This is a genomic window from Edwardsiella ictaluri ATCC 33202 (assembly GCF_000264785.1).
In the GTDB taxonomy this organism is placed as follows: domain Bacteria; phylum Pseudomonadota; class Gammaproteobacteria; order Enterobacterales; family Enterobacteriaceae; genus Edwardsiella; species Edwardsiella ictaluri.
Genome location: NZ_AFJI01000075.1, coordinates 20067 through 32730, shown reverse-complemented (window position 1 = coordinate 32730; position 12664 = coordinate 20067). Strand labels below are relative to the sequence as shown.

Annotated in this window: 13 protein-coding genes; 12 read left to right on the top strand and 1 reads right to left on the bottom strand. The window is 62.8% G+C overall.

What is annotated here, in order from left to right:
* The first annotated feature begins 2 nt into the window (after positions 1–2).
* The 12 genes from EIEH_RS10895 (at position 3) to hypE (ending at position 12032) form a co-directional block, all read left to right on the top strand.
* Entirely contained in the window at positions 3–560 is a 558-nt protein-coding gene (locus EIEH_RS10895; RefSeq protein ID WP_015872495.1) for a formate hydrogenlyase complex iron-sulfur subunit, read from the top strand.
* Entirely contained in the window at positions 557–1381 is an 825-nt protein-coding gene (locus tag EIEH_RS10890; protein ID WP_015872496.1) for an NADH-quinone oxidoreductase subunit B family protein, read from the top strand. Before EIEH_RS10895 ends, EIEH_RS10890 begins: the two co-directional genes overlap by 4 nt.
* The gene (locus tag EIEH_RS10885; RefSeq protein WP_015872497.1) at positions 1378–1821 is read left to right on the top strand and encodes a formate hydrogenlyase maturation HycH family protein; all 444 of its coding nucleotides are present in this window, start codon (positions 1378–1380) and stop codon (positions 1819–1821) included. Before EIEH_RS10890 ends, EIEH_RS10885 begins: the two co-directional genes overlap by 4 nt.
* Positions 1814–2293, top strand: a complete 480-nt coding sequence (gene hycI, locus EIEH_RS10880) for a hydrogenase maturation peptidase HycI (RefSeq protein ID WP_015872498.1) — start codon at positions 1814–1816, stop codon at positions 2291–2293. The genes EIEH_RS10885 and hycI overlap by 8 nt, the downstream gene beginning before the upstream one ends.
* Before the next feature lie 302 nt (positions 2294–2595).
* Positions 2596–4740, top strand: a complete 2145-nt coding sequence (locus EIEH_RS10870; protein ID WP_015872499.1) for a formate dehydrogenase H subunit alpha, selenocysteine-containing — start codon at positions 2596–2598, stop codon at positions 4738–4740.
* 176 nt (positions 4741–4916) lie between these two features.
* Positions 4917–5459: an electron transport protein HydN gene (gene hydN, locus EIEH_RS10865; RefSeq protein ID WP_015462257.1), complete on the top strand. Its 543-nt coding sequence runs from the start codon at positions 4917–4919 to the stop codon at positions 5457–5459.
* A gap of 306 nt (positions 5460–5765) precedes the next feature.
* Positions 5766–8090 (top strand): carbamoyltransferase HypF, encoded by a 2325-nt coding sequence (gene hypF, locus EIEH_RS10860; RefSeq protein ID WP_015872500.1) that lies wholly within the window; start codon positions 5766–5768, stop codon positions 8088–8090.
* 70 nt (positions 8091–8160) lie between these two features.
* The gene (hypA, locus tag EIEH_RS10855; protein WP_015872501.1) at positions 8161–8502 is read left to right on the top strand and encodes a hydrogenase maturation nickel metallochaperone HypA; all 342 of its coding nucleotides are present in this window, start codon (positions 8161–8163) and stop codon (positions 8500–8502) included.
* Positions 8503–8527: 25 nt separating this feature from the next.
* The gene (hypB, locus tag EIEH_RS10850) at positions 8528–9586 is read left to right on the top strand and encodes a hydrogenase nickel incorporation protein HypB (RefSeq protein ID WP_015872502.1); all 1059 of its coding nucleotides are present in this window, start codon (positions 8528–8530) and stop codon (positions 9584–9586) included.
* Positions 9586–9879 (top strand): hydrogenase maturation factor HybG, encoded by a 294-nt coding sequence (gene hybG, locus EIEH_RS10845; RefSeq protein ID WP_012849729.1) that lies wholly within the window; start codon positions 9586–9588, stop codon positions 9877–9879. Before hypB ends, hybG begins: the two co-directional genes overlap by 1 nt.
* Positions 9880–9882: 3 nt before the next feature.
* Positions 9883–11001, top strand: a complete 1119-nt coding sequence (gene hypD, locus EIEH_RS10840; RefSeq protein WP_015872503.1) for a hydrogenase formation protein HypD — start codon at positions 9883–9885, stop codon at positions 10999–11001.
* 2 nt (positions 11002–11003) lie between these two features.
* Entirely contained in the window at positions 11004–12032 is a 1029-nt protein-coding gene (hypE, locus tag EIEH_RS10835; RefSeq protein ID WP_015872504.1) for a hydrogenase expression/formation protein HypE, read from the top strand.
* Between the two features lie 47 nt (positions 12033–12079).
* Here the strand turns inward: hypE and hycA are convergent, their stop codons facing one another.
* Positions 12080–12550, bottom strand: a complete 471-nt coding sequence (gene hycA, locus EIEH_RS10830; RefSeq protein WP_015872505.1) for a formate hydrogenlyase regulator HycA — start codon at positions 12548–12550, stop codon at positions 12080–12082.
* Positions 12551–12664 lie beyond the last annotated feature (114 nt).

Sequence of the window (12664 nt, the reverse complement as noted above, 5' to 3'; positions counted from 1 at the left end):
CTATGCTGAAACTGTTAAAAACTGCCCTGCGTCATCGCCATGCTACCGTCGCCTATCCGGCGCGTCCGCTGGATGTCGACGCCAACTTCCGCGGCAAGCCGCAGTATGATGCCCAGCAGTGCATCGCCTGCGGTGCCTGCACCGCTGCCTGCCCGGCCAACGCCCTGACCATGCAGACCGACGCCGCCAGCGGCGTACGGACCTGGGCACTCAATCTGGGGCGCTGCATCTTCTGCGCCCGCTGTGAGGAAGTTTGCCCCACCGCCGCCATCGTACTGTCGTCGGAGTTTGAGCTGGCGGTGTGGCGCAAAGAGGATCTGCAGCAGCGCGCCGAGTTCCGCGTCTGCCGCTGCATCGGGTGCGGCGCGCCTTACGCCGCGCAGAAAGAGATCGACTACGCCATGGCCCTGCTGGTCCAGGCCGGTCACCTGACGGCCGAACAGGCCGAGGCGCGCCGGGCCCAGTTTGAAACCTGTCCGGCGTGCAAGCGTCAACACAACATGATCCCGACGGCGCGCATTGCGCTGGGCCGTCACCTGATGCCGGAGGCGTCACAATGAGCCAGATCATCACTACCCCACCGGCGGCGGGCGCGTTAATCGGTCCGCGCGACGCCAACGGCCAGCCGGTGCCCATCACACTGGATGCGCAGGCGGCCCGCCTGAAGCAGACCCTGCTGAAGGACATCCGCCGCTCGGCCTATGTCTACCGCGTTGACTGCGGCGGCTGCAACGGCTGCGAAATTGAAATTTTCGCCGCCATCTCACCGCTGTTCGACGCGGAGCGCTTCGGCATCAAGGTGGTTGCCTCGCCGCGCCACGCCGATATTCTGCTGTTTACCGGCGCGGTGACCCGTGCCATGCGCATTCCGGCGATCCGCGCCTACCAGTCAGCCCCCGACCCCAAAATCGTTATCTCCTACGGTGCCTGCGGTTGCAGCGGCGGCATCTTTCACGATCTGTACTGCGTCTGGGGCGGCACCGACAAAATCGTCCCGGTGGATGTCTATATTCCGGGCTGTCCGCCGACACCGGCGGCAACCCTGTATGGCTTTGCCGTCGCCCTCGGCCTGCTGGATCAAAAGCTCAAGGCGCAGCACCACAGCCAGCAGGATGATGAGCAGGCGGCCATCCTGCACCCGGATATCCCGCAGACCCTGCGGGTGTTGATCGATCGCGAGGCCCGGCGCATGTCCGGCTACCGCTATGGTCGCCAGCTGGCCGACAAGTTTATGGCCCTGCTGGCCAGCCGCGACGCCGCTACCCTGGAGCAACGCCTAGACCGCTTCCTGGCGGCGGAAAACGATCCGCGCCTGAGCGAGGTAATGGGACGGCTGATGCAGGTGTGCAGCGATGCCGCTCCCCGGGGAGACCACCGATGAGCGAACGTGCATCCGCCTATTTTCCCGACCCGACGGTGGTGTTTCATATCCTCAACGCCAAGTTTGTCCAGCAGGCTGAAGATGAAGCGGCAACGCCGCCGGCAGCGCGGGAGGTTATCTACTACAGCCTGGCCATCGGTCACCACCTGGGGGTTATCGACTGCCTGAAGCCCTGCATCTCCCTGCCCCTGAGCGACTATCGGGCGTGGATAGCGCAGCTGGAGGCCGGCGAGGCGCGACGTAAGCTGGAGGGCGTGCTGCGCTTTGGCGAGATCGGCATCGATATCAGCCATACCCATACGCTGGCCTGCGCGCTGGATCGGGCGCTGCCGACAATGACGCCCCCGCAGCAGGCGTGGAGCCGCAGCCTGATCGACGCGCTGCAGCTGATCGAGAATGAACCGACAATCTATCTGATGGTGAAACGACACAATGGCTGACAATCTAATCCTGTGCGTAGGCAACAGCATGATGGGCGACGATGGCGCCGGCCCACTGCTGGCGGAGAAGCTGTGCGGACACCCCATCCCCGGCTGGCAGGTCATCGACGGCGGCAGCAGTCCGGAAAGCTACGCCCACACCGTGCGCGAACTGCGCCCGCAGAAACTGCTGATCGTCGATGCGACGGAGATGGGGCTGGAGCCGGGTGAAATCCGCATTATCGACGAGCGCGACATCGCCGAGCTGTTTATCGTCACCACCCATAACCTGCCGTTGAGCTACCTGATAGCCCAGCTGCGCGAGGACGTGGACGATATCACCTTTATCGGGATCCAACCGGCCATCGTCGCCTTCTACGCGCCGATGATGCAGCCGGTCAAAGAGGCGGTCGAAACGCTGTATCAGCGCCTGCACCGCTGGGGAGACGACGGCGGCATTGCGCGCCTGACAGTGCCCTCATGCGAGATCTGATGCGCCGCCTGACGGGGTGCCAAAATTGTGCGACAGTTTTGTCGAGTCCGTCGGCACTTTGATGCGGATCATCATGGGATTCCCACGCCAGCCTTTATAGTTCAGCTAATTAGGCCATCTGGCTTGATGGGGAAACTTGGCACGTATCATGCATATATATTGGGAGAGCACGGCGAACGGCCTCTGTGCCGCCGCCCGTACATGACAGGCGGGACGCACACCGATGCGCCAAGGCTCTCTGTAGATAGTTACGCCGGACGGGCACGCGACGTCCGGTGGTCATAAAAATAGGAGCAATGTTGATGAAGAAAGTCATCACGGTCTGCCCTTATTGCGCCTCAGGTTGCAAAATCAACCTGGTGGTGGATAACGGCAGAATCATTCGTGCCGAAGGGGCGAATGGCGTGACGAACCAGGGCGAGCTGTGCCTGAAAGGGTACTATGGCTGGGATTTTATCCACGATACCAAAATCCTGACCCCACGCCTGAAGTCACCGATGATCCGCCGCGAACGCGGCGGTAAACTGGAAGCGGTTTCCTGGGACGAGGCGATCGCCTTCGCCAGCTCCCGGCTGCTGGCGGTCAAAGAGAAGTACGGCCCGGATGCCATTATGACCACCGGCTCATCACGCGGTCCCGGCAACGAAACCAACTACGTGATGCAAAAGTTCGCCCGTGCGGCTATCGGTACTAACAATATCGACTGCTGCGCACGCGTCTGACACGGCCCTTCGGTTGCAGGTCTGCAGCGATCGGTCGGTAACGGCGCCATGAGCAACTCCATCGTCGAACTTGAAGATACTGACTGCATTTTTGTCTTCGGCTACAACGCCGCGGACTCTCACCCCATCGTCGCCCGCCGCATCCTCCATGCGAAGGCGAAAGGGGCAAAAATCATTGTCTGCGATCCGCGGCGCATTGAAACCGCGCGCATTGCCGACATCCACGTTCCATTGAAAAACGGCTCTAACATTGCGTTCCTCAACGCGATGGCGCAGGTGATCATCGCTGAAAACCTGCACGATCGCGCATTTATCGAACGGCATACTGAAGAGTTTGACACCTTCCGCGAGCTGGTCGCCGCCTACACCCCGGAATCGGTTGAAGAGACCACCGGCATCAGCGCGCAGATGATCCGCGAGACGGCGCGGATGTATGCCAGGGCGCCCAGCGCCACCATTCTGTGGGGCATGGGGGTTACCCAGTTCTATCAGGGGGTGGAGACCGTACGAACCCTGACCAGCATCGCGCTGTTGACCGGCAACCTGGGCAAGCCCCACGTCGGCGTCGGCCCGGTGCGCGGGCAGAACAACGTACAGGGCGCCTGCGATATGGGCGCACTGCCCAATACTTTCCCTGGCTATCAGTATGTGGATCAGCCGGGCGTACTGGAGAAGTTTGCCAAGGCCTGGGGCGTTGAAAAGCTGAACGACAAGATTGGCTACGCCCTGAGCGAGGTGCCGCACAATATCGATCATGGCCTGATCAAGGCGCACTACGTGATGGGCGAAGATCCGCTGCAGACCGAACCGGATCTGGCCACCATTCGCCGCACCTTCGAGCAGCTCGATCTGCTGATCGTACAGGACATCTTCATGACCAAGACCGCGGCCATCGCCGACGTGATCTTCCCGGCCTCCAGCTGGGGTGAACACGAAGGGGTATATACCTCCGCGGATCGCGGTTTCCAGCGCTTCTATAAAGCGGTGGAACCGGTGGGTGACGTGAAGCGCGACTGGGAGATCATCGGCCTGATGTCAACGGCGATGGGCTACCCGATGCGCTACAGCGATACCCAGGAGATTTGGGACGAGCTGCGCGAGCTGTGCCCAATCTACTACGGCGCCACCTACGAGAAGATGGCGGATCTGGCCTATATCCAGTGGCCGTGCCCGACGCTGGAAAGCCCCGGCACCCAGTACCTGTACCAGGGCGGTAAGTTCGACACCCCCAATGGCAAAGGCCAGTTCTTTACCTGCGAATGGCACCCACCGATCGATCGCGTCAGCGACGACTATCCGCTGGTGCTGGCGACGGTACGCGAAGTGGGTCATTACTCCTGTCGCTCCATGACCGGTAACTGCAAAGCGCTGGCCGCACTGGCCGACGAGCCTGGCTATGTCCAGATCAATACCGAGGACGCCAAAAACTTTGGCATCCGCGATCAGGATCTGGTGTGGATCCGCTCCCGCCAGGGCAAGGTCATCAGCCGGGCGGCCGTCAGCGAGCGCGCCAACCGCGGGGCAGTCTACATGACCTACCAGTGGTGGATCGGCGCCTGTAACGAGCTGGTCGCGGAGAACCTGAGTCCCATAACCAAGACGCCGGAATACAAATACTGCGCCGTCACCCTGGAGGCCATCGCCGATCAGCCGGCGGCGGAAGCCTACGTGGAGCGCGAGTATGACAGTATCAAGCGGCATCTGCGCGAAAGCGCAGAGGGTTGACGGGCTGCGGCTCTCAAAACAATAACGCGCCTTTAAACGCCTTATCAACGGAGTACGCGGCGGATTATCAAACTAACATGCCGCGTATCACTTTTGATAACCCTCCGGCGGGGCAGCAACAGCGGCTCCAGCGGGGTTCAACGGCGCGACACTATAACGATATCGGGAGTAATTGAATGAATCGGTTTGTCATTGCGGATCCCAAAACATGCATCGGCTGCCGTACCTGCGAAATCGCCTGCGTCATGGCCCACCGGGAGGAGAGCGAGCTGCATAACCTCAGCCGCGATAACTTCACTCCGCGCATTCATGTCATTAAGGGAGACAACATCAGCACGGCGATCCTGTGCCGCCAGTGTGAAGACGCCCCCTGTGCCAATGTCTGCCCCAACGGTGCCATCAGCCGCCAGCAGGACTTCATCTGCGTTGACCAGGAAAAATGCATCGGCTGCAAAACCTGCGTGGTCGCCTGTCCTTACGGCACCATGGAGGTCGTCACCACCACGGTGACGCAGCGTTACGGCAGCAGCGGCTGCATCAGCAGCAGCAAGGCTGAGGCCAACAAGTGCGATCTGTGCAATCACCGCGCCAACGGCCCGGCCTGCGTGGAGGCCTGCCCGACCAAGGCCCTGAAGCTTATCGATCGCAACGCCATGCAGGCGCTGATCCAGGAGCGACGCCAGCGCGCCGCTTTCGATAACCTGGGCGATCTGCTGTAAACGGGCGTATGCCCCTCTCCAGCGTTCCCGCGGGGGTCTCCCCCGCCACCGGCGCACCGCGGCAAAGCGAGAGCCAACGCTCAGATATGACATGCCGCGTTGCACGCTCACCGACCCATTTGCGACAATTTATTCACTGTTCGCTTTATTTAACGCGCTGCGATTTGCGTGTAGGCTGCCTGATATCAAAGCGGCCTGGCGCCGCTGCCGCTAGGCTTATCCCCGATCAACCAGCGCAGCGCTGCTATCCCCGGACAACCCAGATATCAAAGCCAGCCCCGCAACGCGCTGGCACGGAGTTATTTTTTGGAACACAACGCCATCGCATTACGGATAAAAGGAAAGGTTCAGGGCGTCGGCTTTCGCCCCTATGTCTGGCAGATAGCCCAGACGCTGGGGCTACATGGCGAAGTCAGCAACGATGCTGGCGGCGTCTGGCTGGTGGTTCGTCTACCGGCGGATCTGGACACGCTGATCCAGCGACTGTACGCAGACTGTCCGCCGCTGGCGCATATCGATACCATCGAACGGCACCCCTGGGCAGAGACGCCCGCGGACGGCTTCCGGATCGTCGACAGCCGCCAGGGCGCCATGGATACCCAGATCGTGCCCGACGCTGCCACCTGCCCACGCTGCCTGGCCGAGATGCGCGACCCGGCCAACCGCCGCTACGGCTACCCGTTTATCAACTGTACCCACTGCGGTCCGCGTTTTACCATCATCCGCCGTATGCCCTACGATCGCCCCTTTACTGCCATGGCCGACTTTCCGCTGTGTCCAGCCTGCGCCCGCGAGTACCACGATCCCGCCGACCGACGCTTTCATGCCCAGCCGACCGCCTGCGCCCTCTGCGGCCCGACGATGTGGAGCTGCGGCGCCGACGGCGCCGACCGGCGCGAAGGCGAGGCGGCCTGGCAGGCTGTCACCCGGTCGCTGGATGCCGGACATATTGTCGCCGTCAAAGGGCTGGGGGGATTTCATCTGGCCTGTGACGCCGAAAATGACGCCGCCATCGCCCGCCTGCGCGAACGCAAGCGGCGCCCGGGAAAACCGCTGGCGCTGATGCTGCCCGACCTAAGCTGGCTGGCGCGCTACTGCCGCGCCGCGCCGGACGCCGGGCTGCAGGCCCTGCTGAGCAGCCCGGCGGCACCCATCGTCCTGGTCCCCGCCTCCGACGCGGTACCGGCGCAGGTGGCACCCGGCCTGGATGAGGTCGGCGTGATGCTGCCGGGCACGCCGCTGCACCACCTGCTGATGGCGCATATCGGACGGCCGCTGGTGATGACCTCCGGTAACGCCAGCGGCCAGCCGCCGGCGCTGGATAATGCCCAGGCGCTGGCGGATCTGGCGGGGATCGCCGATCTGTGGTTGCTGCACAACCGCGATATCGTCCAGCGCGCCGACGACTCGCTGGTGCGCTACGCGCCGGAGGGGAGCGAGATGCTGCGCCGGGCGCGCGGCTATGTGCCGGACACCATCGCGCTGCCCGCGTCCTTTAGCATGCTCCCGGACGTCGCCGCCGTCGGCGGCGATCTGAAAAACACCTTCTGCCTGCTGCAGCGCGGACGCGCCCTGCTCAGCCAGCATCTGGGCGATCTGGGCGAGGCGCGCATTCAGCAGCAGTTCCTGCAGACCTGGCAGCTACTGCTGCAAACGTACCAGTTCAGCCCGCGCGCCATCGCCTGCGATCGCCACCCCGGCTACCACAGCCACAGGCTGGCGCAACAGCAGGCCGACGTGCGCGGGCTGCCGCTGATCGCGGTGCAGCATCACCATGCGCACCTGGCGGCCTGCATGGCCGAGCACGGGATTGCGCCGCAGGATACCCCACTGATCGGCCTGGCGCTGGACGGCATCGGCTACGGTGAGTCGGGTGAACTCTGGGGCGGCGAGTGCCTGCGGGTTGATTACCGGGGGTATACCCGCCTGGGCGGGCTGCCTGCGGTGGCGCTGCCCGGCGGCGATCTGGCCGCCCGCCAGCCCTGGCGTAACCTGCTGGCCCAGCTGCTGTGCTTTGTCCCCGACTGGCCGCGTTACCCGGAAACCCAGCGGATACAGGCAAAAAACTGGCCGCTGCTGGCCCGGGCCATCGATCGCGAGCTGAACTGCCCGCGCGCCTCCTCCTGCGGCCGCCTGTTTGACGCGGCAGCGGCGGCGCTGGATATCTGTCACGAGCAGATAAGCTTTGAGGGCGAGGCGGCCTGCCGCCTGGAGGCGCAGGCCTGGCAGGCCTGGCCCCAAGAGACGCCGGTCACCCTGAAGATCGACGAACAGGGCGAGCTGGCAATGGGCGATTTCTGGCGCGACTGGCTAAGCTGGCAGACGTCGGTGCCCCTGCGCGCACTGGCCTTTCACCGGGCTATCGCTGACGGACTGGCGGCGCTGCTGCGCTACCACGCCGAGCGCGAAGGGTGCCAAACGCTGGTATTGTCCGGGGGGGTACTGCACAATCGACTGCTGCGTCAGCTGTTGCTGGCACGGCTGGCGGACTACCGTCTGCTGCTGCCCGAGCGCCTGCCCGCCGGAGACGGCGCGCTGGCGCTCGGGCAGGCCATCATCGCCGCTCACTGCCTAAAAGATGCGATAGATCCCGCGCAGGCGTCATGCAGCGCCGAGGAATCGGTGAACTGATGACGGTAATCAAGGTTCAGCCCTCCGCTTTCCCCGAGGATAAGCCCGGTACAACGAAAGAAGAATCACCATGCATGAATTATCCCTTTGCCAAAGCGCACTTGACATCATTGAGCGCCAGGCGCGCGACAGCGGCGCCAAGCGCGTCACGTCGGTCTGGCTGGACATTGGCGCCCTCTCCTGCATTGAAGAGAGCGCATTAACCTTCTGTTTTGAGATCGTCTGTCGCGGCACCCTGGCCGAAGGCTGCGCGCTGCGGATCAACACCGTTCCAGCCCAGGCATGGTGCTGGAACTGCAGCCGCCCGATCACGGTAACCAGCCACGATGCCGGCTGCCCGCACTGCCAGAGCCACAATCTGCGCGTCGATGGCGGTGACAGCATGCAAATCAAACAGATTGAGATTGAGTAACCCTAACGCTCAGGAGATCCCCTATATGTGTACCACCTGCGGCTGTGCAGCCGGCGAACTGCATATTGAAGGCGACGAACACCATCACGCCCACCGTCACGACAGCGACGGTCATGCGCATCACCACGGTCACCACCATCATGGCCATCGCCATGAGAGCCAGGACGCCGCGCGCGTCGTGAATGTACATCATCACTACCACCATAATGGCGATGTGCACCACCACTATCACTATGTCTTCGCGACGCCTGAACAGGCACAGCAGCATGCCCACAGTCATGAGCATAACCATGGCCACCATCATGACCATGCGCACGAGCACGGGCATAGCCATGCCGAAGAGACGGCGTTCGCGCCCCATCAGCATCACGACGATCTGGACTATGGCCACGGTGAGGCGGGCGCCCACGCGCCGGGCATCAGCCAGCGCCGCATGGTGCAGATCGAGCAGGACGTACTGAGCAAAAACAACGCGCTGGCCGAGCATAACCGCGAACACTTCACCCGCCAGCATATTGCTGCGCTGAATCTGGTCTCCAGCCCCGGCTCCGGTAAAACCACCCTGCTGACCGAAACCCTGAAGCGCATCGCCAGCCGCTTCCCGTGCGCGGTGATCGAAGGCGATCAGCAGACCACCAACGACGCCGAACGCATTCGCGCCACCGGCGTCAGCGCGATTCAGGTCAACACCGGCAAAGGCTGCCACCTGGATGCTCAGATGGTACATGACGCCATGCACCGCCTGGCGCTGCCGGACCACAGCCTGCTGTTCATTGAAAACGTCGGCAATCTGGTCTGCCCGGCCAGCTTCGATCTGGGCGAACGCCATAAAGTCGCGGTGCTGTCTGTCACCGAAGGTGAAGACAAGCCGCTGAAATATCCACATATGTTTGCAGCCTCCAGCCTGATGATCATCAATAAGATCGATCTGCTACCCTACCTGCAGTTCGACGTCGACGCCTGCATTGCCAACGCGCGACGCATCAACCCGCAGATCCAGGTGATCCAGCTGTCCGCCACCAGCGGAGAGGGAATGGACGCCTGGCTGGCCTGGCTGGAAACCACGCTGGGAGAAAATCAATAATGTGTCTGGGAATTCCGGGAAAAGTGGTCGCCGTCGGCGACGATATCCACCAGCTGGCGCAGGTCGACGTCTGCGGCGTGAAGCGTGACGTCAACATCGCGCTGGTGTGCGAAGGCGACACCCGCGATCTGCTGGGTCAGTGGGTGCTGGTGCACGTCGGCTTCGCCATGAGCGTACTGGACGAGCAGGAGGCGCAGGATACGCTGGAAGCGCTGAAGTCCATGGAAGCGGTAGAGGCCGACGTGGCGCACTTTATGCGCGTCGGTGCCGGCGCGGCGCGCAGCGGAGAGTGATAAATGCAGTTTGTTGATGAATTCCGCGATCCCCGGCTGGCGGAGGCGCTGCTGACGAAGATCCGCCAGCGCGTCAGCCAGCTGCCGGCCTCCTGCCGTCTGCCGCTGCAGATCATGGAGGTGTGCGGTGGACATACCCACGCCATCTTCAAGTTTGGCCTCGATCAGCTGCTGCCCAAAGAGATCGAGTTCGTACACGGCCCGGGCTGTCCGGTCTGCGTACTGCCGATGGGACGTATCGACCAGTGCGTGGAGATCGCCCGCCGCCCCGGTGTGGTATTCTGCACCTTTGGCGATGCCATGCGTGTACCGGGCCGCAGCGGCTCCCTGCTCGACGCCAAGCGTCAGGGGGCGGACGTACGCATCGTTTACTCTCCCCTCGATGCGCTGAATCTGGCGCAGCAGATGCCGGATCGCGAGGTGGTCTTCTTCGGCCTTGGCTTTGAGACCACCATGCCCAGCACTGCCGTCACCCTGCAGCAGGCACGTGCCCAGAACGTGAAAAACTTCAGCGTCTTCTGCCAGCACATCACCATTACCCCGACGCTGCGCAGCCTGCTGCTGCAGCCCGACGTGCGCATCGATGGCTTCATTGCGCCGGGACACGTCAGCATGGTGATCGGCGCCGATCCCTACGCCTTTATCTGCGATGAGTTTCACAAGCCGCTGGTGATCACCGGCTTTGAGCCGCTGGATATCCTGCAGTCTCTGGATATGCTGCTGGCTCAGGTGTGCGAAGGGTGCTGCGAGGTGGAAAACCAGTACCGCCGCATCGTCCCGGACAGCGGTAACGCCCTGGCGCAGCGGGCGCTGGATGAGGTGTTTGTCACCCGTGACAGCAGCGAATGGCGCGGTCTCGGCGAAATCGCACACTCCGGGGTGGCCCTGAGCCCGGCCTACGCCGAGTTTGACGCCGAGCGGCGTTTTCACCCCCGCCGTCAGCGCGTGGCTGACGATCCGCTCGCCCGCTGCGGCGATGTACTGACCGGACGCTGCAAACCGGCGGAGTGCCCGCTGTTCGGCACCCGCTGTAATCCCCAGAATGCCTTTGGCGCGCTGATGGTCTCTTCAGAAGGAGCCTGCGCGGCGTTCTACCAATATCGTCGAGGAATGGAGCAATAAGCATGAGCAAATGGTCTGAAGACGATGTGATTACCATGGCGCACGGTAGCGGCGGCCTGGCGATGCAACAGCTGCTTGATACCCTGTTTTTACCGCTGTTTGACAATCCGGCGCTCAACGCCCGTGAAGATCAGGCACGCCTGCCGCTGTGCGGCTTTAACCAGCTGGGCGATCGGCTGGCCTTCACTACCGACAGCTACGTGATCGATCCTATCTTCTTCCCCGGCGGTAACATCGGTAAGCTGGCGGTCTGCGGCACGGCCAACGATCTGGCGGTCAGCGGCGCCTATCCCAGGTTTCTCTCCTGCGGCTTCATCCTGGAAGAGGGGCTGCCGCTGCGCGATCTGGAGCAGGTGGTACAGAGCATGGCCCAGACGGCACACGACGCCGGGATCCAGATCGTCACCGGCGATACCAAGGTGGTGCAACGCGGCGCGGCGGATAAGATCTTTATCAATACCGCCGGCATCGGCGCCATTCCGGCAGATATCCGCTGGGCGGCCGCCGAGATCCAGCCGGGCGATCGTCTGATCGTCAGTGGCACCCTGGGCGATCACGGCGCCACCATCCTCAATCTGCGGGAAAAGCTGGGGCTGGAGGCCGAGCTGAGCAGCGACTGCGCCGTGCTGGCGCCGCTGATAGCACCGCTGCGCAACATCCCGGGCGTACGCGCCCTGCGCGATGCCACCCGTGGCGGCGTTACCGCTATTCTGCATGAGTTTGCCCAGGCCAGCGGCTGCGGCATGGATGTCGACGAGAGGTCGCTGCCGGTGAAAGACGCGGTGCGCGGGATCTGCGAGCTGCTGGGGCTGGAGCCGCTCAACTTCGCCAACGAGGGCAAGCTGGTGCTGGCCGTCGCGCCCGAGGCAGAGCAGGCGGTGCTGGATTGCCTGCATGCCCACCCGCTGGGGATGGATGCCGCCACCATCGGCGTCGCCACCGATCGGCGTCAGGTGCGTCTGGTCGGCCTGTTCGGTGCGGCGCGTCTGCTCGACCTGCCACACAGTGAACCGCTGCCGCGCATCTGCTGATAGCGGATCGACACCGGGCATCTCCGCCCGGTGTTTTCCCCCGGGTATCAGGCGGGAAGGTTACCGCCCCAGCGGGCAAACAGCACCTCATGCAGCGGACGGCTGTCCTGCATGGCATGGTACAGAGTGTCATACAGCGACTGAATTTTTTCCAGGTAGTGCTCCAGCACGCCGTCGCGGTCGCGGTTGCTCACCCGGCCATCCAGGATCCCCTCATCGTCAAAGGTCGCCCGTCCCAGCTCGACAAAGCGATCCTCATCGCCGCCGCTCAGCCGCAAGCCGTACTGAATGGTCTTGCTGTAAAACTCCCCGGCCAGACGGATCTCCACCATAAAATGGTCAAACACGGTAAAGTTGACGCTGTCGCCGTCACCGCAGCTGAACTCATGAAAAATCTTAAGCCGGGAAGAGGTGGTCGCCTTGATCAGGCTGCTTTTATAGGTCGCCCACTGCGCCATCAGCTTCTCATTCTTATTATGGATAAATAGCGACTTCTCGGTTAGTTCGCTGACCTTCATAGTAATTACTCCACCATACTCCAGAGATTGCGCGCATCGCGATGTGATGCGCCGTGCGGCCGCCGCGCGGTCGATATCACCGCCCGTCGGTCACCAAAATAAGCAGGATACGTG

Coding starts and splice junctions, on each gene's coding strand:
- hypD (WP_015872503.1), top strand. CDS start 9,883: ATGCAGTTTGTTGATGAATTCCGCGATCCCCGGCTGGCGGAGGCGCTG.
- hypB (WP_015872502.1), top strand. CDS start 8,528: ATGTGTACCACCTGCGGCTGTGCAGCCGGCGAACTGCATATTGAAGGC.
- hydN (WP_015462257.1), top strand. CDS start 4,917: ATGAATCGGTTTGTCATTGCGGATCCCAAAACATGCATCGGCTGCCGT.
- hypE (WP_015872504.1), top strand. CDS start 11,004: ATGAGCAAATGGTCTGAAGACGATGTGATTACCATGGCGCACGGTAGC.
- EIEH_RS10895 (WP_015872495.1), top strand. CDS start 3: ATGCTGAAACTGTTAAAAACTGCCCTGCGTCATCGCCATGCTACCGTC.
- EIEH_RS10885 (WP_015872497.1), top strand. CDS start 1,378: ATGAGCGAACGTGCATCCGCCTATTTTCCCGACCCGACGGTGGTGTTT.
- hybG (WP_012849729.1), top strand. CDS start 9,586: ATGTGTCTGGGAATTCCGGGAAAAGTGGTCGCCGTCGGCGACGATATC.
- hypA (WP_015872501.1), top strand. CDS start 8,161: ATGCATGAATTATCCCTTTGCCAAAGCGCACTTGACATCATTGAGCGC.
- hycI (WP_015872498.1), top strand. CDS start 1,814: ATGGCTGACAATCTAATCCTGTGCGTAGGCAACAGCATGATGGGCGAC.
- EIEH_RS10890 (WP_015872496.1), top strand. CDS start 557: ATGAGCCAGATCATCACTACCCCACCGGCGGCGGGCGCGTTAATCGGT.
- hycA (WP_015872505.1), bottom strand. CDS start 12,550: ATGAAGGTCAGCGAACTAACCGAGAAGTCGCTATTTATCCATAATAAG.